This window comes from Catenulispora sp. GP43, assembly GCF_041260665.1.
Classification (GTDB): Bacteria; Actinomycetota; Actinomycetes; order Streptomycetales; family Catenulisporaceae; genus Catenulispora.
This window is the reverse complement of sequence record NZ_JBGCCT010000008.1, coordinates 85,642-111,861: the sequence shown is the minus strand read 5'-3', so window position 1 is coordinate 111,861 and position 26,220 is coordinate 85,642. Positions and strand designations below refer to the sequence as shown.

General features: G+C 71.5%; 21 protein-coding genes. 6 read left to right on the top strand and 15 right to left on the bottom strand.

Features of this window, described 5'->3' with window-relative positions:
- Positions 1-11: 11 nt before the first annotated feature.
- The 3 genes from ABH926_RS18120 to ABH926_RS18110 form a co-directional block, all read right to left on the bottom strand.
- Positions 12-3,044, bottom strand: a complete 3,033-nt coding sequence (locus ABH926_RS18120; RefSeq protein WP_370366822.1) for an AMP-binding protein — start codon at positions 3,042-3,044, stop codon at positions 12-14.
- A gap of 271 nt (positions 3,045-3,315) precedes the next feature.
- On the bottom strand, positions 3,316-3,729 hold the full coding sequence (locus ABH926_RS18115; protein WP_370366821.1) for an SgcJ/EcaC family oxidoreductase: 414 nt from the start codon (positions 3,727-3,729) through the stop codon (positions 3,316-3,318).
- A gap of 198 nt (positions 3,730-3,927) precedes the next feature.
- Positions 3,928-5,442 carry an MFS transporter gene (locus ABH926_RS18110; protein WP_370366820.1) on the bottom strand — a complete coding sequence of 505 codons (1,515 nt, stop codon included), beginning with the start codon at positions 5,440-5,442 and terminating at the stop codon, positions 3,928-3,930.
- Positions 5,443-5,690: 248 nt separating this feature from the next.
- Here ABH926_RS18110 and ABH926_RS18105 point away from each other — a divergent pair, with 248 nt between their 5' ends.
- Positions 5,691-6,449, top strand: a complete 759-nt coding sequence (locus ABH926_RS18105) for a DUF2306 domain-containing protein (protein WP_370366819.1) — start codon at positions 5,691-5,693, stop codon at positions 6,447-6,449.
- 96 nt (positions 6,450-6,545) lie between these two features.
- Here the strand turns inward: ABH926_RS18105 and ABH926_RS18100 are convergent, their stop codons facing one another.
- From ABH926_RS18100 to ABH926_RS18085, 4 genes are all read right to left on the bottom strand, one after another.
- On the bottom strand, positions 6,546-7,541 hold the full coding sequence (locus ABH926_RS18100) for a cyclase family protein (protein ID WP_370366818.1): 996 nt from the start codon (positions 7,539-7,541) through the stop codon (positions 6,546-6,548).
- Positions 7,542-7,554: 13 nt separating this feature from the next.
- The gene (locus ABH926_RS18095; protein WP_370366817.1) at positions 7,555-8,715 is read right to left on the bottom strand and encodes an epoxide hydrolase family protein; all 1,161 of its coding nucleotides are present in this window, start codon (positions 8,713-8,715) and stop codon (positions 7,555-7,557) included.
- 174 nt (positions 8,716-8,889) lie between these two features.
- Positions 8,890-9,267, bottom strand: coding sequence for a YciI family protein (locus tag ABH926_RS18090; protein WP_370366816.1), 378 nt, complete (start codon positions 9,265-9,267; stop codon positions 8,890-8,892).
- A gap of 274 nt (positions 9,268-9,541) precedes the next feature.
- Positions 9,542-11,074, bottom strand: a complete 1,533-nt coding sequence (locus ABH926_RS18085; protein WP_370366815.1) for a multicopper oxidase family protein — start codon at positions 11,072-11,074, stop codon at positions 9,542-9,544.
- A gap of 223 nt (positions 11,075-11,297) precedes the next feature.
- Here ABH926_RS18085 and ABH926_RS18080 point away from each other — a divergent pair, with 223 nt between their 5' ends.
- Positions 11,298-11,963, top strand: coding sequence for a GntR family transcriptional regulator (locus ABH926_RS18080; RefSeq protein WP_370366814.1), 666 nt, complete (start codon positions 11,298-11,300; stop codon positions 11,961-11,963).
- Positions 11,964-11,990: 27 nt separating this feature from the next.
- Here ABH926_RS18080 and ABH926_RS18075 read toward each other — a convergent pair whose 3' ends face one another.
- Genes ABH926_RS18075 through ABH926_RS18060 form a run of 4 tightly spaced genes read right to left on the bottom strand, consistent with a single transcriptional unit; the run spans position 11,991 to position 17,010 of the window.
- A complete protein-coding gene (locus tag ABH926_RS18075; protein WP_370366813.1) occupies positions 11,991-12,857 on the bottom strand; it encodes an intradiol ring-cleavage dioxygenase in 867 nt (288 codons plus the stop codon).
- On the bottom strand, positions 12,854-13,459 hold the full coding sequence (locus ABH926_RS18070; protein WP_370367066.1) for a 3-oxoacid CoA-transferase subunit B: 606 nt from the start codon (positions 13,457-13,459) through the stop codon (positions 12,854-12,856). The genes ABH926_RS18075 and ABH926_RS18070 overlap by 4 nt, the downstream gene beginning before the upstream one ends.
- Before the next feature lie 50 nt (positions 13,460-13,509).
- Complete coding sequence (locus ABH926_RS18065; RefSeq protein ID WP_370366812.1) at positions 13,510-14,211, bottom strand: 3-oxoacid CoA-transferase subunit A; 702 nt, start codon at positions 14,209-14,211, stop codon at positions 13,510-13,512.
- A gap of 9 nt (positions 14,212-14,220) precedes the next feature.
- Positions 14,221-17,010, bottom strand: coding sequence for a discoidin domain-containing protein (locus ABH926_RS18060; RefSeq protein WP_370366811.1), 2,790 nt, complete (start codon positions 17,008-17,010; stop codon positions 14,221-14,223).
- 103 nt (positions 17,011-17,113) lie between these two features.
- Between ABH926_RS18060 and ABH926_RS18055 the strand changes: the two genes are divergently transcribed.
- Positions 17,114-18,379 (top strand): MFS transporter, encoded by a 1,266-nt coding sequence (locus ABH926_RS18055; protein WP_370366810.1) that lies wholly within the window; start codon positions 17,114-17,116, stop codon positions 18,377-18,379.
- 64 nt (positions 18,380-18,443) lie between these two features.
- Here ABH926_RS18055 and ABH926_RS18050 read toward each other — a convergent pair whose 3' ends face one another.
- Both ABH926_RS18050 and ABH926_RS18045 read right to left on the bottom strand, forming a co-directional pair.
- Positions 18,444-21,209, bottom strand: coding sequence for an alkaline phosphatase family protein (locus ABH926_RS18050; RefSeq protein WP_370366809.1), 2,766 nt, complete (start codon positions 21,207-21,209; stop codon positions 18,444-18,446).
- Between the two features lie 12 nt (positions 21,210-21,221).
- Positions 21,222-22,511, bottom strand: a complete 1,290-nt coding sequence (locus tag ABH926_RS18045) for an ABC transporter permease (protein ID WP_370367065.1) — start codon at positions 22,509-22,511, stop codon at positions 21,222-21,224.
- Between ABH926_RS18045 and ABH926_RS18040 the strand changes: the two genes are divergently transcribed.
- The gene (locus ABH926_RS18040) at positions 22,399-22,686 is read left to right on the top strand and encodes a PT domain-containing protein (protein ID WP_370367064.1); all 288 of its coding nucleotides are present in this window, start codon (positions 22,399-22,401) and stop codon (positions 22,684-22,686) included. The genes ABH926_RS18045 and ABH926_RS18040 overlap by 113 nt on opposite strands.
- Here the strand turns inward: ABH926_RS18040 and ABH926_RS18035 are convergent.
- A complete protein-coding gene (locus ABH926_RS18035; RefSeq protein ID WP_370366808.1) occupies positions 22,583-23,605 on the bottom strand; it encodes an ABC transporter ATP-binding protein in 1,023 nt (340 codons plus the stop codon). The genes ABH926_RS18040 and ABH926_RS18035 overlap by 104 nt on opposite strands.
- Positions 23,606-23,955: 350 nt before the next feature.
- Here ABH926_RS18035 and ABH926_RS18030 point away from each other — a divergent pair, with 350 nt between their 5' ends.
- Both ABH926_RS18030 and ABH926_RS18025 read left to right on the top strand, forming a co-directional pair.
- Positions 23,956-24,411: a DUF948 domain-containing protein gene (locus ABH926_RS18030; RefSeq protein ID WP_370366807.1), complete on the top strand. Its 456-nt coding sequence runs from the start codon at positions 23,956-23,958 to the stop codon at positions 24,409-24,411.
- Positions 24,412-24,501: 90 nt separating this feature from the next.
- Positions 24,502-25,275, top strand: coding sequence for a maleylpyruvate isomerase family mycothiol-dependent enzyme (locus ABH926_RS18025; protein ID WP_370366806.1), 774 nt, complete (start codon positions 24,502-24,504; stop codon positions 25,273-25,275).
- A gap of 106 nt (positions 25,276-25,381) precedes the next feature.
- Here the strand turns inward: ABH926_RS18025 and ABH926_RS18020 are convergent, their stop codons facing one another.
- The gene (locus ABH926_RS18020; RefSeq protein WP_370366805.1) at positions 25,382-26,119 is read right to left on the bottom strand and encodes a hypothetical protein; all 738 of its coding nucleotides are present in this window, start codon (positions 26,117-26,119) and stop codon (positions 25,382-25,384) included.
- Between the last annotated feature and the right edge of the window lie 101 nt (positions 26,120-26,220).

Below are 26,220 nucleotides of genomic sequence, written 5' to 3'. Positions count from 1 at the left end.
CTGGTTCGATCTCATCTGCTTCGGTCGACCAGAGCCGCCAGCGCGGCCAGGGTCTGGTGGGCGTAGAACTGGGCGGCGGTCACCTCGGCGGCCAGCCGCTGCCGCACCTCGTGCAGCAGCCGCGGGACCAGCAGGGAGGTGCCGCCGAGGGCGAAGAAGCTCTGGTCGGCGTGCTCCGGCGGCGCGCCGAGCAACGCGGCCCAGACGGCGGCGAGCTCGGCCTCGGTGCCGGCCGCCGGCCGCCGGGCCGCGGCGTCGCGTTCGGCGGCGGCCAGGGTGCGCGCCAGCCGCGGCCGGTCCACCTTGCCGGTGACGGTGCGCGGCAGCTGGTCCAGGGCGCGGTAGAGCGCGGGCAGCAGCGCTCGGCCGAAGCGGCGCCGCAGGTGGGTGCGCCACTGGTCCGGGGCACCCAACGGCTCGCCGTCGGGTCCGCGGCGCGGGACGACGCAGACCACCAGGCGGACGGCCAGGCCGTCGCGGTCGGCGCCGGCGACCACCGCGCACTCGGCGACGGTGGGGTGCGCGGCCAGGGCCGCCTCGACATCGGTGAGCTCCAGGCGGTTGCCGTAGAGCTTGACCTGGCTGTCCTTGCGGCCGCGGTATTCCAGCGCGCCGTCGGGACGGCGGCGGGCGAGGTCGCCGGTGCGGTAGCAGGGGGCGTCGACGCCGGACAGGGGCCTGAAGGCGGCGTGGGCTGTCTGGAGGTCGTAGGCGGCCGCGAGGTAGCCGTCGGCGACGTAGGGGCCGGTGACCACCAGCTCCCCGGTGACGCCGGCCGGGCAGACCCGGTCTGCCTCGTCGACCACGAGCACACCGCGGCCGGGGATGGGGCGGCCGATCGGGACAGGGCCGGCGGCCCGCCCCTGAACCGGGTGCCAGGTCGCCGCGACGGTCTCGGTCGGGCCGTAGAGATTGGCCACCCGGACCAGCGGCAGCGCGGTCAGCAGCCCGCCGGCGAGCTCCCCGGGCAGCGCTTCGCCCATGAGAAGCAGGACCCTGAGCGCGCCCAGGCGTTCGGCGCGACGGCGCTCGGTGAGGACGCGCAGCAGTTCGCGCCCGAAGCTCGGCACCGTCTGGAGCACGCCGATCCGCTCGGCGGCCAGCCAGTCCAAGAGGCGCTCGGGGTTGGCGCGGATCTTCTCCGGCACCGGGCACAGCGTGGCGCCCGATCCGAGCGCGGCGAACGTCTCGGCCAACGCGGGGTCGTGTTCGGCGGCCACCCACTGCGCGACGCGCACCCCCGGCCCGATCTCGAACTCGGCGGCCATCCAGGCGGCGAACTGCGCGAGGGCGGCGTGGCTGTGGGCGATGCCCTTCGGGACACCGGTGGTGCCGGAGGTGAAGGCGACATAGGCGCGGTCGGCGAGGCCCGGTTCAGGAAGTGGTGATGGCAGGGCGCTTACTTCCGGTGCCGGTTCGAGCACCTCCACCGCGACGACCCGGCCGCCGATGCTCTCGCGATACCAGTCGACGAACCCATCGGAGCCATCCGCGGAGGCCACCAGCATCGCCGCGGGCTTCAGCGCCTCGACGACGGCCCGGCCGCGCTCCCCGCTGTCGGCGACCCCGAACCAGCTCAGATGCGCGCCGGCGGACAGGACGCCGAGCAGCGCGGCATACTGACGCACCCCCACCTTCAGCCGCACCACGACCGCGTCGCCGGCCCGCACCCCGACCGCGTACAGGTCCTCGGCGACCCGGATCGCCGCGGCGTGCAGCGCACGGTAGGTCAGCGTCCCGTCGTGGCCGTCGATAGCGACCGCGTCCGGATCCTGCTCCGCTCGCCTGCGCACCGCCTCCACGAGGGTGAATCCGGGCGCGCCGTCCTCGGCCCGCCGATCCGCCTCGACGGCGGCGCGCGCCGCCTCGGCCGGGCCGTCGAGCACGAGCTCGCCGACGGCGGTGTCCGGGGCCCGGCCGGCGTGCCGCAGCAGCATGCGGAACTGCCGCAGCATCATCGCCGCGGTGGCGGGTTCGAACTGGTCGGCGTCGTAGAGCACGGTGACGGCCGGGCCGCTCGGGCCGTCGTCGACCCGCAGCACCAGGTCCGCCGGCGCCGGCCCGCTGTGCTGCGGGGAGGGCTCGACGACCGCGCCGGGAACCGCGAGTACCGACTGCGGCCGCCCCCGGTAGTCGAACACGACGTCGCCCAACGGGACCCGCCGCAGCTCGCGCGCCACCGGAAGGGCCCCGAGCACCCGGGCCAGCGGGACGGAGCGCCGGGCCATGGCCTCGGCGGCCAGCGTCGTGCCGCGTTCGAGGACGTCTTTGAAGCTCTGCCCGGGGGCGATGTCGGCGGGCAGGACCAGGACGTTCGCCGGCGTGCCCGCGCCGCCCTGCGATACCGGCATCGCGACGGCGACGCGGTCGCCGCCGGTGTAGCGGTGCAGGAGCACCTGGAACGCGGTGAGCATCACGACAGACGGGCTGCTGCGGCCGGCTTCGGCACAGTGCGCGATGGTGCGGCCGAGGTCCGGGTCGGCCGGGACGCTGACCGATCCCCAGCGTCCCGAGGCCCGTTCCGGGCGCGGGCGGTCCGCGGGCAGCGGGAGTTCGCTCGGCAGCGGGGTCAGGGCATTGACCCACCAGGCCAGAGCCTCGGGATCTTCGGTGTCCTGGACAGCGGTACCGGCCGCGCCGATGACGCCCCTCGGCTCGCGACCGGCGCACAGCTCGGACAGCTCTTCGACCAGCCTGTCCAGGAAGTTCTCGTCGGCGAAGGCCACGGGGACCGTGACCCGGACGTGGTACTCCTCGGGGCCGCGCCGGATGACCGTCAGCTGCGCGCACGCCGGATCCGGCTGGCCGCCGGGCGCCCAGACGCTGCGGACCGGGACCCCGTCCCTGAGCACCAGCGTCGACCGCAGGGCCTCATACCGGTCCACGAGCGTGCGCCACGCCGCCGCCAGCGCCCCCGCGTCCAGGCCGCCGACCACCCGGTAGGAGCGCCGGCGCGGTGCCGGCTCCTGTCCGAGCGCACGCAACAGCCACAGCCCTTGCTGTACCTCGGTCGCCGGCGCGTCCCGGTAGGCGGGATCGGTCATGAACAGCCTCCATCAGGCGGCGCGATTCACGGGGATCGGACACGGCGAGCGCGGTGCCCTACCTGCACAATGACGGCGCGGGCCGGGACCCGGCATCTCTTGGAGTGCGGCGGCGATCGGGGCGGCCTCAGGGCGGCCTCAGGGCGGCCTCAGCACATGCGGAACAGAGCCTCGGCCCATGCGGAACAGAGCCTTGGCGCATGCGAAACAGCCCGCTGTCACCGGCGCCCGATTCAGCGCCGGCGACCGCGGGCCGTCCCCGCCGATCCGGTCAGCCGGCCTGGTTCGCCGGGCTGTTCTGATAGGCCGTCAGCAGCCACTCGCCGTCCTGCCGGGCCAGCAGCCACGACGCGCGGATGGCCCGCTCGGCGGCCACCTCCTTCTCCCCCGGGTGCAGCACGCCGCCGGCGGTGATCAGCAGCACGGTGTCCGCGCCGAGCGGCTTGATCGCGATCGGCGCGCCGGTCACCCGGGTGCCCTTCAGGAAGGTGGTGAAGGCCTGGCCCATGAACGCGCTGATCTCCTCGCGCCCCTGCCGGAACACGCCGGGCAGGATCATCGTCCCGTCCTCGGTGAAGATCTCGGCGAAGGCCCCGGCGTCGTTGCGGGACCAGGCTTCGATGATGCGGGCCGGCACCGCGGCCGCGGCGGCCCGGTCCTGCTCGGTGAGAGTCTGGGTGGTCATGGTGTCCTCCTGGGAAGCGGCCGCGTTCACGGGTCGGCGCCCAGCCTCACGCCGAGCCCGCGGGGGCGGCATCTTCGAATGTGCCGGCGGCCGGTCCGGGCCGGTCCGCGCCGCAATCTCGGATATGCGCACACGGAATCAGGCCACGACGATAAAATCAGTGTTCGCATACAGCACACCCGCCCGGCGCCGCCCGCGTCACGTCCGCCGGCTCGAAGGCCCGGGGCCGTCGTGCTGAGTCCGGGAGAACACCGGCACCATCGGCGGCCGTTCCCGGGTCGGCAGCGTCAGCGCCGCAGCCGCCCCGGCCGCCGCCACCAGCGCCGCCACCAGCGCCGCCGCCGCGACCGCCGGGCCCGCGCCGCGATCGGCCGCCGCCGACCCGATCCCGCCGCGCGCGGCCAGCACCGCGCCGAGCAGCGCGATCCCCAGGCCCGCACCGGCCCAGCGCACCGCCCCGAGGCCGCCGACGGCCCCCTCGGGCTGCCGCAGCCCGGCCACGGTGACCGCGGCCCGCCGCGCGGCCGGCATCGCCAGCCCCACCCCGGCGCCGCTGAGCACCAGCGACACCGCCAGCCACCACCCGGTCTGGCGCCCGCGCACGGCGGCGGCCAGCCCGAGCAGCCCAACCGCGTCCAGCGCGAGCCCCGCGGCCATCAGCCTGCGCATACCGCGCGCCCGGGCCTGCGCCGACGCCGAGGCCGACAGCGCCACCGCCACGGCCGCCGACCACGGCACGATACGCAGCCCCACCCCCAACGACCCGGAGCCGGCGACCGCATGGAAGTACTGGGCGAGCAGGAACAAGGTGCCCGCGGTGGCCGCGAACAGGCACAGATCGGCGACCTGCGCCGCGACGAACGCCCGGCTGTACAAGGCGCCTGGCGGCGTATGCCAGACCAGGATCGGTACCAGCGCCACCAGCCCGGCCGCCAATAATGCCAGGGTCCTGACATCCCCCCAGCCCGAGGCCGCCGCTTCGGTCAGCGCCCCGATCGGCCCCGCGACGGCGACCGTGGCGAAGGCCAGCGCGGGCAGGTCGAAACGGTCCCGGGGCCGGGGCGTCCGATCGGCGGCGGAGACGGAGACGGAGACGGCGGCGGTGATAGCAGCGCCGCCGTCGTCGTCACGCGCCGCCGCGGCCGACGCACCGCGACCGCCCCGGACCAGGACCAGGACCACGCAGCAGATCCCGGCCCCCACGATCGCCTCCGCCCAGAACACCCAGCGCCAGCCGTGGACGGCCGCGACGGCTCCGGCCACCAACGGCCCGCACACCAGCGTCGCGCCCACGCCCGCGGTCTGGAACCCGTCGCCGCCACAGGGCTCGCCGCGCCCGGTCGGACCGGACAGCGCCTCCAGGGCCGCGGCCACCATCAGCGCCGCCGCGATCCCCTGCACCGTCCGGGCCGCCACCAGCAGCGGACCGGAGGCCAGTGCGCAGCCGGCGCAGGCCAGGGCGAACACCGCGGATCCGGACGCGAGCGCCGTCCGGCTGCCGACGCGCCCGCTCCACACGGTTCCGGCGCCCACGGCCACCGCGGCGGCGGCGTCGAACGCGGCGGCGATCCCGACCAGCACCGCCACCGAGACGTGCGGCCGCGGCCCGAGGACCACCAGCACGGCCAAGCTGTTCCACGCCGCCAGGAACGTGGTCACCGTGCCGAGACTCACCATGCACAGACCGGGGCCGCGCCTTGGGGTTGAGGACATGGATCCCACCTTCCGTCGTCGACAGGCGGGGGAGAGTCAACCAGCACTTGCTTGCGAAGGCCGGTTTCTTGCCCAGGATGAGCATTCTGAAAGAACATCAGGGCCCGCATTCGCCTCGGCGCTGACGTATACGGACCGCCACGCCGCCGGGCCCGCCACACGGCACATACGAAGATGCCCGTCCAGGCTCCCAAGCCCGATGCTCAACCTGCGTTTTCACCCCAGCCGTGAGAGAGCCGAGGACAGGCATGTCTCAGAACACGCAACAAACCGGCCTCCAGATGATCCCCCCGGAGGACCCTGACGCCGACCAGCCCGCGGCACGCGGGGAACGACCTTGGTGGAAGAAGTACTACCCCTGGTACGCCGTCCTGGGTGGGACGGTGCTGTTCAACCTGCTGTATGCGTTTCCGCACTACTTCACGACGAACCCCAACGACGCCCGCGTCCAGCTCGACCCGGGCTTCCACCCGCACCTGGCGTTCCTGATCGCGCACGTGGTCACCGGCAACCTGGCGCTGGTGACGATGATGCTCCAGGTCTGGCCGCACCTGCGGCGCACCCACCCCCGGGTCCACCGCTGGGTCGGCCGGGTGTACGTGTTCGGCGCGGTGATCCCGACGACGCTCATCGTGCTGTTCGTGCTGATCCCGCACCGGGCCAACGAGGGCAGCACCGGCCTGGGCTGCGGCGCGGTGCTGTGGCTGGGCACGACGCTGTACGCCTGGCGCAAGGCCCGCCTGCGCCGCTACGCCGAGCACCGCCGCTGGATGATCTACAGCTTCTCGCTCGCGCTGTTCACGACCTACGGCCGCATCGTCTTCATGATGATCCTGCACTGGGGCCTGCGGGTGAACACCGAGATCCTCGTCGAGGGCACCAGCTGGGGCGCGTGGATCGTCAACCTGCTGGCCGCGCAGTGGTATCTGGAGTTCTCGGCCCGCCGGCGCGGCAAGAACCTGCCCGCCGGCCGGTTCAACCCGGCGACCGGGGCCATCCGCCAGTAAGGACCCTGCCGGCGCCGCCGCCGCGCCACACAGTTCCGGCCGCCGGTCCCTTGAAGGGACCGGCGGCCGGAGCTGGTCACGGTCACGGTCACGGATTCACTTGAGCGCCAACGGATTGATCGGCGTCCCCACCCCGCCGGTGACCTTCAGCGGCGGCGCGGTGAAGAAGAACTCCCACACCCCGTCTGCTTCGCAGTCCGCGGCCAGCTCCTCCAGGTCCAGCAGCTCCCCGAGGGTCATGCCCATGTCGCGGATGAGGACCAGGTGCACGGTCAGGAACTCCCCCGGGACCTCCCCGGGCAGCACCTCGACCGCCCAGTTGTCACAGGCGACGGCGGCGACGTCGCGTTCCTTCAGCCACGCGCAGCACGCCAGGCCCAGGCCCGGCTCGCCGGCCAGGAACGCCGCGGGGTCGTGCTCGGTCAGGAACTTGCGCCGCCACCCGGTGCGCACCAGCAGGATGTCGCCGGGCCCGACCGGCACCCCGCCCTGGCGCTCGGCGGCCGCCTCCAGGTCCTCCGGCGTGATCACCGTGCCGGCCGGCAGCCACTCGACGCCGTGCAGCGCCGCCACGTCCAGCAGCACACCCCGGCCGGCGATGCCCTTGGCCTGCTTGTCGATCGAGCACCGTCCCGCACCCTTGACCGTGATCGAGGATGCGGCGAAGCCGTTGTACAACCGGTCGTCGTAGTACACGTGGGCCAGCGCGTCCCACTGCGTCGAGCTCTGCAGCGGCATGACGATGTAGTCGTCGGAGTAGCGCGTCCCGCACGGGATCTGCTGGCCCTGGCCGGTCTCGACCATCACGTGCAGCGGGTTCTGCCGGAAGGTGCCCTGCGGGCCGTCCGCGCCGACCGGGATGCCCAGGTCGAACACCTTGCCCCGGCGGATCAGGCGTCCGGCGGCGACCAGCCGCTCGGCGGTGATCAGGTTGGCGGTCCCCCGCTCGTCCTCCACGCCCCAGCGGCCCCAGTTGCTCAGGCGCGCGCCGAGTTCGCGGAAGGTCTCCCGCTGGTGGTTCTCAGAGGCTTTAGGGGCCTCAGTGGCCTTGGAGCCCTCAGCGGCCTCGGAGGCCTCGGTGGTCGTCGTCATCGCCCCGGCCCCCTCACTGCTTCCTCAGCAGCCGGCCGAACGCCTGCAGGTCCTCGACGAACAGGTCGGGCTCCTCCAGGGCCGCGAAGTGACCGCCGCGGTCGTACTCGTTCCACTGCACGAGCGTGGGGAAGTCGCGCTCGACCAGGCGGCGCACCGGCTTGAACAGCGCGCCGGGGTAGACGGCGATGCCCAGCGGCTGGGACAGCGGTGCGAAGCGCCCGATCGCGTCGGCCCTGGGCAGGTAGTCCAGGTTGTCGTAGTAGAACTGCGCCGAGGAGCCGGCGGTATTGGTGAACCAGTAGATCGACGCGATGGTCAGCAGGACGTCCCGGTCGACCGCGTCCTCGGGGACGTTCGGCGCCTGGGCCCAGTCCTTGAACTTCTCCACCACCCACGCCAGCTGCCCCACCGGGGAGTCGGCCAGCGGGTAGGCCACGGTGTGCGGCCGGGTCGACTGGATCTTCATCGAGCCGGAGAACTCGGCGACGAACCGGTCCACCATCGTCATCCGGTACCGGTCCTCCTCGGAGAGCCCGTCCAGCTCCCCCGGCTCGCCGCTGGGCCGCATCACCAGCATGTTGAGATGCAGCGCGCGGGCCTGCTCGGGGTGGGTGTAGGCGAGCACCATCGAGACCGCCGCCCCGAAGTCGGCGCCCTGCACCACGTACTCGTCGTACCCCAGGCGCGCCATCAGCTCGGCCCACACCGCGGCGGTGCGCGGCACGCTCCAGCCCGGCAGGCCGTGCGGACCGGAGAACGCGAAGCCCGGGATGGCGGGGATGACCAGGTGGAAGGCATCGGCCGGGTCGCCGCCGTGGGCGCGCGGATCGGTCAGCGGGCCGATGATCTGCTCGAACTCCAGGAACGCCCCGGGCCAGCCGTGGGTGACGATCATCGGGGTGGCGTCCGGCTCGGGCGAGCGGACGTGCAGGAAGTGCACGCCGACACCGTCGATCTCGTCCAGGAACTGCGGGAACCGGTTCATCCGCTCCTCGGCGGCGCGCCAGTCGAATTCGCTCTGCCAGTAGCGGACCAGGTCCTGGAGGTAGTCCGGCGGGACACCGCGGTCCCAGCCGGCTTCCGGCAGCCCGGCCGGCCAGCGCACAGCGGCCAGCCGCCGCTGCAGGTCGTCCAGGTCCGCCTGGGGTATCTCGACACGGAAAGGCTGCATATCCGGCTCCCGTCCACATGCTGCGGGCGCCACACGGCGCCACCGGATATCGTCCGCGCCGGTGCCCAAAACGGGCATCTCCGGCTGTGCGGACCAGCGACAGCGCTGTGCGGACCAGCGACAGCACAGCGCCCCGGATCCCTGGTGTGGGAGCCGGGGCGCGGAGCACTACTCTCAGGCGCCACCGTCAGGCTTCGGCGCGAAGCCGTCGTGCAGGACCGGCCACATCTCGACCGGGTTCTCGCTCGCCCACGGCATCGACGCCGCGATCTCGCGGGCCCGCTCGGCCGACGGCACGTCCAGCAGGTACAGGCTGCAGACGAACTCCTTGGCCTCCAGGTAGGGGCCGTCGGTGGTGAACGGATCACCGTCCTTGTTCCGCACCAGCGAGGCCTCGCTCTCGCCGCCGAGGCCGTAGGCCGCGAGCAGCTCGCCGGTGTCCCGGTAGTGGGAATTCCACGCGTCCTGCTTGGCGCGCTCCACCTCCAGGACCTCTTCCGGGATCGAAGCCCACTTCTCCTCGTTGCCGTAGATCAGGAGCAGGTACTTCATGGCAGCCGTCGGCCTCCTCGGGTCTCGCGTACCTTACAGAAGGCAACTCTACGAGATCTCCAGGCCGACGCACGGTACACACGCCAAGGGTTCACCCGCGCCGGCAGCCTGGGGCGACCCGAGCGTGCCGGTCTCGCCGATATTCCGTTGGGTACGTTCCTTGTGCGCCCTCGCGACCCATCCGGGGGCGCGCTCTCGGTCTCGGTCGACCAGGCGCGGTTCCTGGACGTCCTCACAGCTACCGGGTGACGGCCGAACACAACTCCGGACAGGCTTAAGCCGTGATGTCCATCCGCGCCATCATCCCGGTGTAGGAGGCGTGCTCCAGCAGGTGGCAGTGGAACACGTACTTGCCCGGGTAGTCCGCGAACGTCGCCTGCAGCCGCACCGACCCGTTGGCCGGGATCGGCACGGTGTCCTTGAGCCCCTGCATCGACGGCCCCGGCGCGGCGCCGTTGATGTCCAGGACCCGGAACTGCACCAGGTGGATGTGGAAGTTGTGCTCCCAGCCGGAGACGTCCGTGACCTGCCAGATCTCGGTCGTGCCGACCGGGATCGAGGCCATGACCACGTTCGGGTCGAAGGTCTGGCCGTTGATGTAGAAGTAGTTGCCGTCCGCCGACAGCGACAGGGTGATGTCGCGTGTGTTCGTGGCCTGCTTCAGCGTGGGCAGAGTGCTCAGGGCGGCCGGCTGGGGCCCCGGGTGGGGCTCGGGCGCGCACGTCTCGGTCACGTCGAAGCGCAGGATCTGTCCCAGCACCGAGTCCAGCAGGTACAGCTGGGTCCCCATCGGGTACTTGGAGAAGTCCATGATGACCTCGCCGCGTTCGGCCGAGCTCAGCGCCAGCGTCGGCGACACCGCCGGCGCCGGCAGCAGCCCGCCGTCGCCGGCGATCTGTACCAACGACGAGCCGTCGCTCAGCGACAGGGTGAGGAACCGGTGGTTGGAGGCGTTGAGGAAGCGGAACCGGTACTTGCGCCGCCCGACCGGGAAGTAGGGGCGGTTCTTGCCGTTGGCCAGCAGGACCGTCCAGTCCAGCGTCGGGTCGTAGTAGAGCGCGTTGTCCGCGTCCAGATACGCGTCACGCAGCAGGACCGGGACGTCGTAGCGGCCGCTGGGCAGGTTCAGCCAGTCCTCGGCCGGGTCGTGCAGGATGTACATGGCGTGCATGCCGTTGTAGACGTTGACCGACTCCATCATGTGCAGGTGGTCGTGGTACCACAGGGTCGCGCCGCGTTGCTGGTTCGGGTACGTGTAGGTGCGCGTGGCCCCGGCGGCGAGCTCGTCGGTCGGGAAGCCGTCGCTGGGCGAGGGGACGTGCCCGCCGTGCAGGTGCACCACGGCGCCCGCGGTCGTGTCGTTGGTGTAGGTGATCGCGACCTGCCGACCCCGCTGGGCCCGGATCAGCGGGCCGATGAAGGACCCGCCGTAGCCGATGACGGCGGTCGGCTTGCCGGGCGCGAGCTGCGCGTAGCCGCTCTTGATGCTCGTGGCGTAGTAGTCGGTGTCGGCGGTCGCGGAGACCGGGACGGCGTCGACCAGGCGCGGCATCGCGTCGACGAAGGGGGTCAGCTGGGCCGGGGCCGGCGCGTCACCGGGTTTGGCCATGCCCTTCATGCCCGGCATCAGGTCGCCGGAGTCCGGTCCCTCGCCGGCCGCCGCGGGGCCGACGGCGGCGCCGGCAGTGGTGGCACCGGCAGCCCCCGATGCCCCTGATGCCCCAGCGCCCCGGCCCACGACCAGCAGTCCCGCGCCGGCGGAGGTGCTCGCGGCGGCGGCCATCTTCAGCACGTTGCGTCTCTTCAAAGCCCGAACTTCCTCACAGCACGAGGCGGACACCCGTTTCCCGCCGGCGAACGCATGACAACTGCGATGCAAGCGGCATCCGGGGTTCGCGGGCATCTCTCAGATTGCGCTGTCATTGACGCGGCCCCGGCGCCACCCCTACCCTCGGATCATATCTAATATCCGATATCTGATTGTCGTGCACCGGCGCTGCGGCGCGTCCCAGGAGCCAGTAGGAGCCAGCATGCCGGAAGCTCTCTTCTCCCCCGCCGGGTCGTCCAGCCCCGGCGCCCTGCCATCGCGCACCGAGGCCGTCCTGGAGGCGATCAAGCACGCGATCCTGACCGGCGAGCTCAAACCGGGCCGGCCGCTGGTCGAGACCGACCTGGCCGCCGAACTCGGGGTGTCCAAGACCCCGGTCCGCGAAGCCCTGAAGACCCTGGCCGGCACCGGCCTGGTGACCATGAGCCCGTACAAGGGCGCCACCGTCCGCGAGATCGACCGGGCCCACGCGCGCGCCATCTACGACATGCGCCTGCTGCTGGAGCCGACCGCCGCCGGACGCAGCGTCGCCGGCCACCGCGACTGGGCCCCGGCGCGCGCCGCCCTGGAGGCGGCCGACCGGTCCGAGGACGCCGCCGGGCGCTCGCTGGCCAACCGCGCGTTCCACCGCCACATGTACCTGGCCTGCGGGAACCCGCTGCTCGTCCGCACCCTGGACGACCTGCGCGACCAGACCGCGCTGGTGTCCGCGGCGGCCTGGGCGCAGCGGCCGTCGTGGGAGCGGGAGGCGGCCGAGCACCGGGCGATCCTGACCGCGGCCGAACGCGGGGACACCGAGGAGGTCAGGGATCTGATGCGCAGCCACATCAGCTCCTTCGTGGCGCGCACGTTCCCGGAGGACGTCTGATCGATCCGCTCAACCTGCTCAACCTGCTCAATCCTCGTCGGCCTCCGGGACCAGCACCAGGTCATAGGCCATGCTCGTCCACTCCCCCGCGCGGCGGGACCCGTCCGGCGCCTCGCCGCCCCGATGATGCTCGGCCCGCACGATCAAACTGTCCTTCACCCCGAAGACCGCGTCGGATCCCAGATACGGGTCGCCGGCGACGAAGATGTGCGTGATCAGGGTGCGGTGGCCGGGCGCGGTGACCTTGAAGTGCAGGTGCGCGGGCCGCATCGGGCCGCGGCCGGCGGCGGCGAGCAGCTCGCCGACGGGCCCGTCGTGCGGGATCGGGTAGGGCGTCGGCAGGACGGTCCAGAAGCGGAAGCCGCCGCCGGAGTCCGTGCGCTGCCATCCGCGCCCGGCCGAGCGCTCGCCGGGGTACTGGACGTCGTAGAAGCCGTCCTCGTCGGCGCCCCAGACGTCCACCCGCACGCCGGCCAGCGGGCCGCCGTCGGCGGAGCGTACGTGCCCTGACACGTGGCACGGCGTCCCGACCGCGCCGCGCGCCAGGTCCCCGCCCGGCGGCACCTCAGGCGCCCCGTCGACGAAGAAGGGCCCGAACACCGTCGCCTCGGTCGCGCCCGGCGTGTCCGGCTCGTTGACGGCGACGGTCAGCATCGACAGCCCGAGCACGTCGGAGAGCAGGATGAACTCCTGCCGCCGCTCGTCGGTGATGTGCCCGGCCCGGGTGAGGAAGTCGATCGCCGCCTCCCACTCCCCCTGGCCGAGCCGCACCTCGCGGGCGAACCCGTGCAGGTGGCGCACCAGGGCCAGCATGATCTCGCGCAGCCGCGGATCGGCGGTCCCGGCGAAGCTCGCCAGCACCTCGTCGGTGACGGCCTGCTCCCGCTCGCTCATCGGATCGGCACCTCCAGAAGATCCGCCAGTTCGTCGAAGGTGACGCCGAACAGCTCGCGGACGACGACACCGGACTCGGTGATGTCCAGGACCGCGCGGTCGGTGTAGACACGGTCGACACACCCCAAGCCGGTCAACGGATACGTACACCGCGGCACCACCTTGGGCTCGCCGCCCTTGGTGAGCAGCGTCATCATGACGAACACCCGCCGCGCGCCGATCGCCAGATCCATCGCCCCGCCGACGGCCGGAATCGCGTCGGGCTCACCGGTGTGCCAGTTGGCGAGGTCGCCGGATGCCGAGACCTGGAAGCCGCCGAGCACGCAGATGTCCAGATGACCGCCGCGCATCATCGCGAAGGAGTCGGCGTGGTGGAAGTAGGACGCGCCCGGCAGCTCGGTCACCGGCGCCTTGCCGGCATTGGTGAGGTCGGGGTCGACGGCCGCGCCGCGGGCCGCCGGGCCCATGTTGAGCATGCCGTTCTCGGTGTGCAGCACGACGCCGGAGTCGGCGGCCAGGTGGTCGGCGACCAGGGTCGGCAGCCCGATGCCGAGGTTCACGAAGGCGCCGGCGGGGATGTCGCGCGCCACCAGGGCCGCCATTTCGGGGGCGGAGAGCGGGCCGCGCTCGCGTCCGCCAACGCCGCCGCCGGTCACGCGCCCGCCCCGCCCAGCGCCGGCGCCGGCGCCGACGCAGTATCAACCAACACCCGGTCGACATAAATGCTCGGCGTCACCACCGTCTCGGGATCGATCGCCCCGGTCTCCACGACCTCCCCGACCTGCGCGACCACCAGCGTCGCGGCCGTGGCCATGACCGGGCCGAAGTTCCGCGCCGTCTTGCGGTACACCAGGTTGCCCATGCGGTCGGCGCGGTGTGCGCCGATCAGCGCCACGTCGCCGCGGATCGGGTATTCGAGCACGTGTTCGCGGCCGTCGATGACCCGGGTCTCCTTGCCCTCGGCCAGCAGCGTGCCGGCGCCCGTCGGGCAGAAGAAGGCGCCGATCCCGGCCCCGGCCGCGCGCATCCGCTCGGCCAGCGTCCCCTGCGGCACCAGTTCCAGCTCGATCCGGCCGGCCCGGTACAACTCGTCGAAGACGTAGGAGTCGGGCTGGCGGGGGAAGGAGCAGATCACCTTCCGGACCCGGCGCTTCGCCAGCAGCGCCGCGAGCCCGGTGTCCCCGTTGCCGGCGTTGTTCGAGACGACTGTCAGGTCCGCCGCGCCCTGCCTGATCAGCGCGTCGATCAGGGTGACCGGCATCCCGGCCAGGCCGAAACCGCCGACGAGGATGGTGGAACCGTCGGCGATCCCGGCGACTGCTTCATCGGGATCGGTACACAGGTGTACAGTCACCCCCTCACCCTAGCTCGCGAAAACCTCCAATTCCGAGAGCTGCCCCGCAGGCCAGCCGGTGTTCGCCGTGACCGTGAGCTTCACATACCGGACGCTCGCGGCCGAGAACGTCGCCGTCACCGTGTTCCCCGAAGCGGGGTCGAAGGTGTAGCCCTGCGACGGCGCCAGCGTCGTGTAGTTGCTCCCGTCCGTACTGCCCTGGATCAGGATCGTCTGCGTCCGCGCGCCCCACGCCGAGGACGGCGGCAGGTCCATGACCACCCGCCCGACGCTGTGCGCCGAGCCCAGATCCACCTGGAACCACTGCGGGAAGGCGTTGTCCGTGCTCTCCCAGTACGTCGAGGTGTTCCCGTCCACCGCGTTCGCCGGCACGTAGCCCTGGGTGGAGCCGCTGGCCGTGGCCGGCTGGTTCAGCGCCAGGTTCGGGTTCGGCGGAGGGTTCCCGCCGCCGGCCGCCGCCAGCGTGAGGTAGTTGAGGTTCCACCCGCCGGTGTCCTCGTTCAGTGTCAGCACCTGCTGCCCGGCCGGCAGCGTGACGTTCGCCGTCACCGTGGTCCAGGTCTGCCAGCCGCCGGTCTGCGGGATGTTCACCGCGCCGGACAGGTTGGCGCCGGAGGCATCCGACAGATGCAGGGCGCCGGTGACCGAGGACGGTGCGGCTACACGGAAACTCGCCGTGTATGTACCTGCCGTGGCAACGCTGACCGTGTACCGGAACCACTGGCCGCCGGACGTCCAGCCCAAGTCTGAGCCGCCGCCGCTGTCCGAGGTCGCCTCCAGGTCCACCCCGTCGGACCGGTAGGAGTTCCCGGTCCCGTTGGTCGAGGTCACGTGGTAGCCGGCGCCCTCGCCGCCGGTGTCGTAGTTCTCGGCCTGGACGGCGCCCGGGACGGCAGCCGGGCTGCCCCCGTACGGCCCCTCCGGCGTGCCGCCGCCGCTCTGCCAGCTGTTGCCGCTGACGGTCGCGGTGAAGCCGCTGGAGTTGTTGATGTAGGGCTGGAACCCGCTGCCGAGCCCGGTCACCGTGTTGCCGGTGATCGACGCCGAACCGGACGGCGCCGGATAGAACGGCGGCTGCACCACGATGCCGTTGCGCCACGGCGAGGTGACGGTGTTGTTCGCGAAGGTGCTGTTCGTGGACTGCGAGAACCCGACCCCGTCGTACAACGAGTTGGTGATCGTGTTGCCGGTGGCGTCGACGCCGTCCACCACGCCGGTGTTCTGCCCGTCCCCGCCGTTGCCGATGTGGAACGCCGGCTGGCCCTGGTTGTAGGCGTCGCCGCCGGAGCGGACGACCACGTTGCCGGACACCGTCGCGCCGTGCAGGTCGCTGCCGTTGACGCCGAACCGCCCGGCGCCCAGGCCGATGTAGCGAGCCGTGTCGCTGATGTAGTTGTTCTGGACGTGGTGGCCGCTGCCGCCGTAGATGCCGATGCCCTTGCCGCCCCACGGCGCTGTCAGAGTGTTGTTGGTCAGGGTCACGTTCGACATCGGGGTGTAGGTGGTCGAGCCGTTATAGGCGACGGAGTTGATCGCCATCGCGTCGTCGCCGGTGCCCCGGACGAAGTTGTCGGTCGCGGTCAGGTTGTTCCCGACGGTCCCGGTCAGCGAGACGTTGTTCAGGTTGATCCCGTCGGCCCACTCGCTGGTGACCCGGCTGTTCTTCACCGTCCCACCGGTCCCCGAGGCCCAGAACCCTGATTCGGTGTGCTGGTTCCACATCCCGTCGGCGACCCAGTTCGTGCCGGTGGTGTCCATCGCGCCGCCGTCGCCGCCGACGGTGCCCCGGCTGGTGGCGTCGGAGTCGATGTGGAAGTCCTGCACCGTGCAGGAGGTCACGGAGAACACCGCGGCCAGCGGCTGGCTGTTGGGCAGCGGAACGTCGCGGTAGATCGTGCTGTACCACATCCCGGCGCCGGCGATCGTGATCCCGGTGGCCTGCAGGCCGGTCGTACCCTTGAGGTAGAACGTGCCCTGCGGGATCCACAGGGTCTTGTTCTGCGACTGGGCCTGGTTGACGCAGTTCTGGATGGCCGCGGTGCTGTCCTGAGCCGCCGGGTCCGCGCTGCCGTTGGTCGGGGCGTTGTCCGCCACGGCACCGCAGTCGGTGATGGAGATCGAGTTCGCCGGCTGCGCGATCGGCGCCGGCGGGTTCTCGGCGTCCACGACGTCCACGTCGTAGTACCAGGCGCTGTTCGCGGAGTCCTTCACCAGCGAGAAGGTGCTGCCCGGCGCGATCGCGGCGCCGGTGAGGAAGGTGTGCGACTCGTCCCAGAACACCCGGGGATCCCCGTCGGCGGGGTTCTTGTCGTCGCTGTTGTTGTAGTTGGTGCCCTCGTAGATGTACGTCTGCTTGGAGTTCAGGTTCAGCGCCTGCCGGAAGACGCCGTTCACGTACAGGTCGAGCGTCGAGGTGATGCCGCCGCCGGAGGGCGCATCGGGGATCGAGGCCCGGACGTTCAGGAAGCTGATCGGCTGGCCCGTGGTGTTCGTCCACTGCACCCCCTGCCCGGTGGAGGCCAGGTGCACGTAGGCGTGCCCGGACGCCTCCAGCGCAGCGCTGGAGTACTCGGTGGTCGGCGGTGCGGTCAGGCTGACGGTCGAGGCCCCGCCGACCAGCGTGCCGGTCTCGGCCTCCAGGCTCGTGAAGCCCTGGCTCGCACCGACCGCCGCGGCGGCTTTGACGGGGGTGAGCGTGACATCGTGGGGCACCGCGAGCACGGTCAGCGGGGCCGCCACGAGGGCGAGCGGGAGCAGGCGCGGCAGCAGGCCGCGCACGGTGGGGCGATGTGGTCTCATCGCAACTCCTCTCCATGCGTGGGTCACCGTATAGATTTCGAGAAGGTGTCGCAATACTCAGATGAAGTTGCGCAAAAAACTGATACGCGGTCCGCAAAAATGGATGCCCACCACCAGGCGGCCCTTCGCCGCCCTGCTGGCCGCGACCATCGTCTCGACCACGGGGAACGCGCTGACCGAGCTGGGCGTGCCGTGGTTCGTGCTGGTGACGACCGGGAGCGCGGCGCGGGCCGGAACCGTCGCCTTCTGCGCGATGGCGCCGGTGGTCGCCTCGTCCGCGCTGCTCGGGCCGGTGGTCGACCGGGCCGGCCGGCGCCGTGTCGCCGTGGTCTCCGATCTCTCCAGCGGGGCGTTCACCTGCGCGGTCCCGCTGCTCCAAGCCGCGGGCGAGCTGCGGTTCTGGACGCTGTGCCTGCTCATGGGGCTCGCAGGCTTCTGTCACGCCCCCGGTGACACCGCGCGCGCCGCGCTCGTCCCGGATCTGGCGGCCCGATCGGTGATGCCGCTCGGCCGCGCGGCCGGGCTCTACGACGGCGCCGCGCGCTGTGCGGGCATGCTCGGGGCGGCGCTCGGCGGTGTGCTGATCACGTCGTTCGGGCCGAGCCGGGTCCTGTTCGTCGACGCCGGTACGTTCGCCGTCTCGGCCGGCGCGATCGCGCTCGGACTGCGCGGCATCGCAGAAACCTGCGGCAGCCCGGAAACGCAGGCACCGCCGGGCGTCTACCGCGCCCACCACACGTACCGCACCTACCGCGCCGATCTCGCCGAGGGGATCCGCATAGTCCTGCGCACACCGCTGCTCATCGGCATATGCACCACGAGCCTGGCGGCGCAGGGCCTCGACCAGGGGTGGAGCACTGTCCTGCTGCCGGATGACGTGCGGACCAAGCTCGGCTCGGCTCTCGCGCTCGGCCTGCTGGAAACCCTCTTCGGGCTGTTCGCCTTCGTCGGCGCGTTGCTGTTCAGCGCCTACGGTCACCGTGTCAGAAGGCGACGGCTCTACGCCGTCTCGTTCCTCGTCGTCGGCGCGCCGCGCTTCCTCATCGCCGCCACCACGCACAGCCTGCTGCCGCTGGCGCTCATGATGGCGGTCGAGGGCTTGGCCTGCGGCTGCCTCAATCCGATCGTCAGCGCGACGGTCTACGACACCGTCCCGCCGCGCCTGCGCAGCCGCGCCCTCGGGGCCATGACCTCGGCGGCGTTGCTGGTCACCCCGCTCGGCGGGCTCGCCACCGGTTATGCCGTCGGCGCCGCCGGGCTCGATGCGACGCTGCTGGCCGTCGGCGCGCTCTACCTGCTGGTGACGCTCGTGCCCGCCGCCCATCCGGCATGGCGTGGCATGGATGCGGCCCGCGTTCGCGAACGATGAAGGCGCCCGGCCGGAAGAACCGGCCGGGCGCCTCACAGATCGAACAGTCGATCCATCGAACAGGTCAGTCGTCCGAACCCGGCATGAAGGCCCCGGGCACGTCGTTCGGCGCGAGGATCTTGCTGTCGCCCGGGTAGGGCTTGGTCCACCCGGTGCTCTGGTAGTACGTGTACCGGTTCATCTGCTCCGGGTTCGCGAAGTCCGGCATCGAACCCGGGCCGGTCAGGTGCTGCAGCGAAGCCCAGGACTTCCACTGCGCGGCCACGGCGCTCTGGGCGGCCGGGACCGCCGTGGAGGCGTCGCCGGCCTTGGCGACCGAGGCCGTGGTCTGCCCGGACGGCACGTTCGCGCCGCACGCCGGCGGGGTCTTCAGGCCCAGCGTCAGCGAGGTCTGGTTCGGCACCGCGGTGTACGGTGTGAAGTTCGGCTTCGCGGTGAACGCCGTGGTCATCGGGGTGGCCGCGGAGTCGAGCTGGTTCATCGGCTGGATGCCGAGGATCTGCTCGATGGTGCGGACCATCGTGATCTGCGAGTAGTAGTGGCTGTCCACGGTGCCGTGGTTGGCGTAGGGGCTGATGACCTCGACCGGGGCGCGGTGCCCGTCCACGTGGTCCAGGCCGGCCTGGGAGTCGTCCTCGACCACGAAGATGGCCGAGTCCTTCCAGTACTGGCTGTGCGTGATGGTGTCCACGATCTGGCCGACCGCCAGGTCGTTGTCGGCCACGCCGGCGGCCGGGCTGACCGGGCCGCCGGTGTGGTCGCTGGACAGCCAGAACATGTTCAGGTTGGCCGGGCCGTTCTTCTCGAAGTCCTGCTTCCAGATCTGGGCCCGGTACACGTCCGGCACGTCCAGGTCGAACCGCGGGTAGCCGGGGACGGCCACCTGGTTCAGGGACGGGATCGGCGAGCCGGTCTGGATCGGGTACTGGCTCGGGGCACCGGTGGCGGCCATGTTCTGGGTGTCGCAGTAGTAGTCCTGCCACGTCGCGCCGGCCGGCTTGGGGTCGGTCGCCTGGAACTCGCCGTAGTCCTTCACGGACTTGCCCGCCGCCTGGGCGCCGCTCCAGATGAAGCCCGACTCCTGGTGGCCCAGGACGTCGTCCTCGGTGTCGTAGCTGCGGGTGTACTCGCCGGCCGAGGACTCGGTGTACTCCGGGTCGTCCGACTGCATCAGCCAGTTGTGACCCTCGGCGGAGTTCGTGCCGACGTCGTAGAAGTTGTCGTACAGGCCGAACTGCTGGGCCAGCGCGTGCTCGTTCGGCGTGACAGTCTCGCCGTACTGGGTCAGGGTGGAGTCCCCGTTGCCCTGCGGCAGGTCGCCGAAGACCTGGTCGTAGGTCCGGTTCTCCTTGACGATGAGGAACACGTGCTTGATCGTCGAGGGGTCGCCGATCTTCGCCGGGACCGGGACCGGGGTCTTCTTGCTGTCGTCCTTCGCCGCGGTCTTCACCGAGCCGGGGGTCCAGCCGTTGTACTGGAAGACCTTGCCGGTGTAGGACCGGATCTGCTGGTCGCTGGGCAGCTTGAAGCGGGTCAGGCTGCTGGTGGTGTCGTGGGTGTTGTGGCCGGCCGCGACGGTCGGGCGCAGGGAGTCGATGCCGCGGGTGTTGGCCACCACGATCTGGTTGCCGACCGTGGCCACCTCGGCCGGGAAGTAGTCGGTCGGCAGCAGGCCGACGTAGCTGGCCGGCTGGTCGGCGGACTTGAAGTGGTAGACCGCGACCGCGTTGGCCCGGCCCAGGCTCACCAGCAGGTGGCCGTCGGGGGTCAGGGAGATCGCGTCCGGCTCGTAGCCGACCGAGGCCTCGGGCCACGGCTGGGTGGCGATCGTCTGCACGACCTTGTTCTTCTTGGCGTCGATGACCGAGACCGTGTTCGCGGTGGTGTTCGCCACGAAGACCGTGGTGCCGGAGGCGTACACGGCGGTCGGGTGCGTGCCGACGTCGATGCTGCCCACGGCCGCCGAGGCGTTCGCGGTGTCGATGACGCTGACCGTGCCGGTGGACGAGGCGCCGGTCTTCGGGTTCGCCGGGACCTGGGTGCCGTAGGAGTTGATCGTGGTGTCGCCGGCGACGGCGGTGCGGCCGCCCTCGTTGCTCACGTACAGCTTCCCGCCGACCAGCACCATGCCGCGCGGGGCGATGCCGGTGTTCCAGCTCTGCGTGATGGCGCCGGTGGCGGCGTTGATCGCCACGACCTTGTTCTGGCCGTTGACCGCCGCGTACACGGTCGAGCCGTCGGCGGAGAAGACCGCCTTGGCCGACAGCGCCTGCTGCGAGCCCGCCGCCGGGATGGCGACGTCGACCGGGTTGGCCAGGGTGCCGTCGGGGTTCACCGTGAACTTGGTGTAGCCGTTGGCCCGGCCCAGCCACAGCGACTTGCCGTCGGGCGAGTACGTCGGCGAGGTCTGGCCCACGTCGTTGCCGCTGATCGCCAGGTTGACGCCGGTGCCGGCCTTGCCGATCACCTGCTCGACCTGGTAGCTGCGCAGGTCGACGATGACCATCGAGCCGGTGCCGTCGGCGACGGTGGCGGCCACGTGCGTGCCGTCCGGGCTGACGGTGGCGCCCATGATCTTGCCCTGGTTGATCACCAGGCGGGTGCCGATCGGGTTGATGTACTGGTCGCTGGCGATGACCTCGCCCTTGTTGGTCAGCTGGCCGACCTGCTGGTGGCCCAGCTGCTGCGTCGAGGCCGCACCGACGCCGGCGCCGGTCACGACCAGGCCGACGGCCACCACGGCCGCCTTGGACAGGCGGTGCCGGCTCAGACCGGCGGCGGAGCGCTGGAAGGCGCTCCCCTTCTGCACCTTGCGGCGCGTCACTTGCATCGGATGATTCCTTCAGTGAGTAGGAAGCAGGTCGACATTGCCGTCGAACTGCCACAGCGGGTTCGGCACATCGCCGTCGGCGGTGCGGACCAGGAAGTAGCCGTTCACTTCCTGGGGACCGTCACCGTCGGCGATGTACCTGCCGTTCGCGGTGACATCGAGCTGATAGATCGACTGGCCGGTGAGCGCGGACCCGGGCACATGCCAGGAGACCGTGCACCGCCAGTCGTTCCCCGACCCCTCCTGAGCGCCGTGGCCCTCGCTCTTGGCACAGATCGCGGAAGCTTGCAATTGCACCTCGGTGAGCGGCGGCCGGTGCATCTCGGCCTCCTGCAGCACGTAGAGGTGCCCGAAGGCGGTGGCGACCGACTTCTGGACCTTGTCCTGGTTGATGCCCGAACCGCCGGCGCCGGTGGCGGCGGCCACCACGCCGACCGACGCCGCCAGGACGCCGGCCAGCGGGATGACGCCGAGAGTCAGGGCCCTGCGTCCGGCGCCGTCGTTGGTGAGGTTGGTGAAGTCGCGGCGCAGGAAGAGCAGGTAGGCCAGGACGGTGGCGACGACGGCCCAGACCAGGCTGACGGCTACGCCGATCATCAGGGGCTTGAGTTGCTCCGGATCGGTGAACAGGCCGTTCCAGGAGATGAAGGCGTAGCCGGGCAGGGCCAGGCGGACGGCGACCGGCAGCGGCAGCATCTGCGCGGCCTGCATGCCCAGGGCGACGATCATCGGCAGCAGCAGGCCCATCGGCGAGCGGCCCAGCGCGATCGAGCCGAGCAGGCCGATCGCGGCCAGCGCGAGGGTCGGGGCCAGGACACAAGCCCACGCCAGCAAGACCTTGCCCGCGGCCTCACCAGGGCTGAGCGAATGGCCGTCGAGGCCGACCAGAGCCTTGTTCCCGACCGCGATCAGGCCGCCGATCGAACTGGAGGCGACCAAACCCAGCAGGAGCACCACGATCACGGCGAGGCTGGCGACGGCTTTGGCCGCGAAGATGCGGCGGTGGGAGCGGATGGCGATGAGCAAGTGGCGCCAGGTGCCCAGGCGGTCCTCGCAGGCGAAGACGTCACCGGCGACCACGGAGGTGATCAGCGGCAGTCCCCACGTTCCGCAGAAGCCCAGGGCTACGAGGGAGCCGGCCCAGCCGGTGGCGTGCATCCAGCGGCCGAACAGGGTGTCGGAGGGCAGGGTGCTCTGCTGGTCGATCGCGAAGACCAACAAGCCCGGGCCCAGCCAGCACACCAGAATCAGCAGACGGATACGCCAGGCCGAGAACTGCTTGGTCAGTTCCATCCGGAGCACGCGGACCAGCGGAACCGGCCGCGCGACCGGCACGTCCGCCTCGGCCGGCGAGACGTCGAGGAGGGTCGCGGTCATCGGCCGGCCTCTTGCTCCTGCTCGACCGACTGCTCGACCGACTGCTCGACCGACTGCTCAGCCGACTGCTCAGCCGACTGCTCGACCGACTGCTCAGTAAGCGCCAGGAACGCAGCCTCCAGCGGCGAAACGACCGGGGCCAGCTCCCGCAAGGCGACGTCCGCACCCACGATCCGGGCCACGAACTCGTCCAGCGCCGCCGTCCGCGCCCGCAGCACGATCACGTCGGTGTCGCCGCGCGGCACGGCGTCGGAACCTTCCACGACGGCGACACCCGGCGTCTCCTGCGCGACTGTGCGCGCGATCGACGGATCAGAGGTACGCAGCCGGTATTCCAGCTCCCGGTTCTCATCGGAGAGCTTGTGCAGCGGACCGGAGAACACCACGCGTCCGGTGGACAGGATCGTGACCTCGGAGCACAGGGCTTCCAGGTCGTCCATGCGGTGGCTGGACAGGATGACCGTGGCGCCGTCGGCCACAAGTCGGTTCAGCACCCCGTGCACATGCCTCTTGCCCGCCGGGTCCAGCCCGTTGGCCGGCTCGTCCAACACCAGCAGCCGCGGCTTGGTCAGCAACGCGGCGGCCAGACCGAGCCGCTGCCGCATTCCCAACGAAAAGCCGCGCACCTTGTCGTCGGCGACCGCGCTCAAGCCGACCTGCTCCAGCACCTCGCCGATCCCGGCACCCGGCGCGTCCCGGTGCCGCAGCTTGGCGAGCACCGCAAGGTTCTGCTTCGCCGTGAGCGTCGGATACAGGCCCGGTCCGTCCACGAACCCGGACACGGTGCCGGGCGCCGCCAGGGACCGTCCCACTGCGGCCCCGAGAATCTCCAGCCGCCCCTCGTCGGCGACGGCCAGGCCCAGCAACAGCCCGAGCAGCGTCGTCTTGCCGGCCCCGTTCGGCCCGACCAGACCGTGGATCTGCCCCCGCGCCACGTTGAGATCGACATGATCGAGTGCGACGACGTCGCCGAAGACCTTGGTGATCCCCAGACCTCGTACCGCGACGGTGTTTTCCATACGCTCCTCTTTCAGCCGGCACTCAGCCGGCGCTCAGGAAACTAGGCCCGCCGCATGACGCCCAGTCCGGGAACGGTTGAATGGCTGAAGAACGGAAGAGGACCGGCGGACCACGTAACGGTGTTCGCACCCTGAGTCACGTTCTCGACCATACTTCGACACCCCCGAGCTCGCAGCACACGCCTCAAGCCCGGACCGCCGCAGCATTCGTACGACGATCAGCGCGCGCCCGACACGCCGACCGCCCCGCGATTGGCACGCCCGCCGCCCCGGGGCCCGCTAACGTCTACGCTGCAACCAAGCCGCCGCAACCAAGCCTTGCGGCCGCATCCGGCGACGGGAGTTTCGAGATGACCGGCCTCCAGGTCGTCGGCCTGATCTTCGCCATCTTCGTGGTGCTCGGCGCCTGCTTCCTGGGGTACATGCTGATGCACGTCACGGAGCTCCTGCTCACGGTGAAGAGCACCATGGCCACCCTCGCCTCGGCCGCGCTCCCCCTGCTCGAGGAGGCCGAGCAGGCCACGAAGACCGGCAACGCCGGCATGGCGAAGGTCGCGGCCATCTCCGAGAACATCCAGGCGGTGACCGACAACGTCTCGGCCGTCACCGCCACCGCGAGCGCGGCGGCCGGCAGCCCGGTGGTGAAGACCGCCTCCTACAGCCTGGCCGTCCGGCGCGTCATCACCTCGCGCCGCCACACCGACCTCGCCAAGCGGCTCCGGGCCGACCTGGCCGCGGAACGCCGGGAGCTGCGCCGGGGCGCCCGGGGCGACAAGAACTCAGCGGCCCGGGGCGACAAGGGCTGATCGGCAGGGACTGAGCCGCCCGGGCCCTCGGCGCGTTCGTCCGACATACTCGCTACCCAGCGCCCGAAGCGCCGTGATAAACAATCCGACGTGCAAAATATCTTGGAATTCCCCGAGGTCCTGCGGCTGATCGAAGACCGCTCGGCCGCGTTCCGCGCCGCGATCGCGTCCGCCGACGACCTCGACGTCCAAGTCCCGACCTGTCCGGACTGGACGCTGCGCGACCTGGCGCAGCACCTCGGCGACGGCCGCCGCCGCCAGGCCGCCATCGTCACGGCGGGCCCGGGCGCCGAGCCCCCGGCCAAGACGGACCCGAAGGGCGCCCCGACCGCGCCGCGCGACCGCGAAGCCCTGGACGCCTGGCTCGCCGAGGCGACCGAGCTCATGCTCGACGCGCTGCGCCAGGCCGGCCCGGACCGCGGCTGCTGGACCTGGTGGGGCCAGTCGCAGGCCCCGCAGACCAGCGGGGCCATCGCCCGGCACCAGATCCAGGAGATCGCCGTCCACACCTACGACGCCCAGCTCACCCAGGGCGCCGCACAGCCGCTGCCGACGGACGTCGCGGTCGAGGGCGTCGACGAGTTCCTGGTGACCGTCGCGGCGACCTCCGTCCCCTGGCCGTTCAAGCCGGCGACGATCGACCTGCACGCGGCCGAGGGCGGCTCCTGGCGCCTGACCCTGAACGCCGACGGCGTCCGCGCCGACGGCCTCGCCGCCGACGCGGAGCCCGGCGACATGGTGGTGCGAGGCACGGCGAACGAACTGGTCCTCTACCTCAACGACCGCACCCCGCTCGACAGCCTGGAGATCACCGGCACCTCCGAGCCGATGGAGCAGCTCGCAGAGTGGGACCCGACCGCGTAAAACGAGTAGAACGCGTACTTGTGACTCAACTGCCGGTGGTGCCCGCGCTTCTGCGGGCGCCACCGGGACCGGGGTCGCGGAGATCGCGCGCGGATCGCAGCCGCACTCAACTGCAATCCCAGAAGAACGCGCCCTCGAGATCGTCGGCCGACAGGAACAAGAACCCGTACCCGCCGCCGAAGTTCAGCGCGTACGGCTCGCCGTCCCACCCCTCGCCGTCCTCGAGCTGCACGAAGAAGTCCCAGCTCCCGTCCAGCGGCAGCGGCAGGTGCGCCTGCGGATAGCGCGCGCGGCCCCCGACGAAGCTGCACGGGTACCGGCTGCTCTCCGGCAGCTGCCCGGGCTCGCCGCGGCGGAACGCGTCGTCGTAGGCGATGTCCGCGTCCAGCGCGGCCTCCTGCGCCGGCACGATCGCGGCCTGCTCCCCGGCCAGCTCGACCGGCACGTACTCGTCCCAGCTCCGGCCGCGGGTGCACAGGCTCGGGCCGGTCGCGGCCGCCGTCACCTTCAGCCCGGCCGGCAGGCGTCCGCCCGGCTGGACGAGCAGGGCGTTGTGGCCGCCGAAGGGCTCGGCGGTGGCGGCGTCGCCGTCCTCGTCGGTGATGAACAGGTACGCCAGGCGCACCGTGTCGCCGGGGATGCGGAACTGGCCGATGAAGCGCATCGGCTCGCCGGACTCGCGGTCCAGCGGCCAGGCCGGCTCGGCGAGCCAGACCGGCTGGCCGCCGAGCTTGGTGTCCGGGGTGGTGATCGGCGCCGGGCTCGGCGTCGTCGCGATCGTCAGGCGCGGTGTGACCCCGGCGCCGTAAGGCCCTGCTCCGCTGTTCCTCGTTTGCTGCGACACAGCACGCGACCATAGCCCAGCGTCCTGGGGCGGGGTGGCCCACACGGCCAGCACGCCGCGTTCGCCACCCCACGGTGTCATGCCGTGCCGGTCACCGCCGA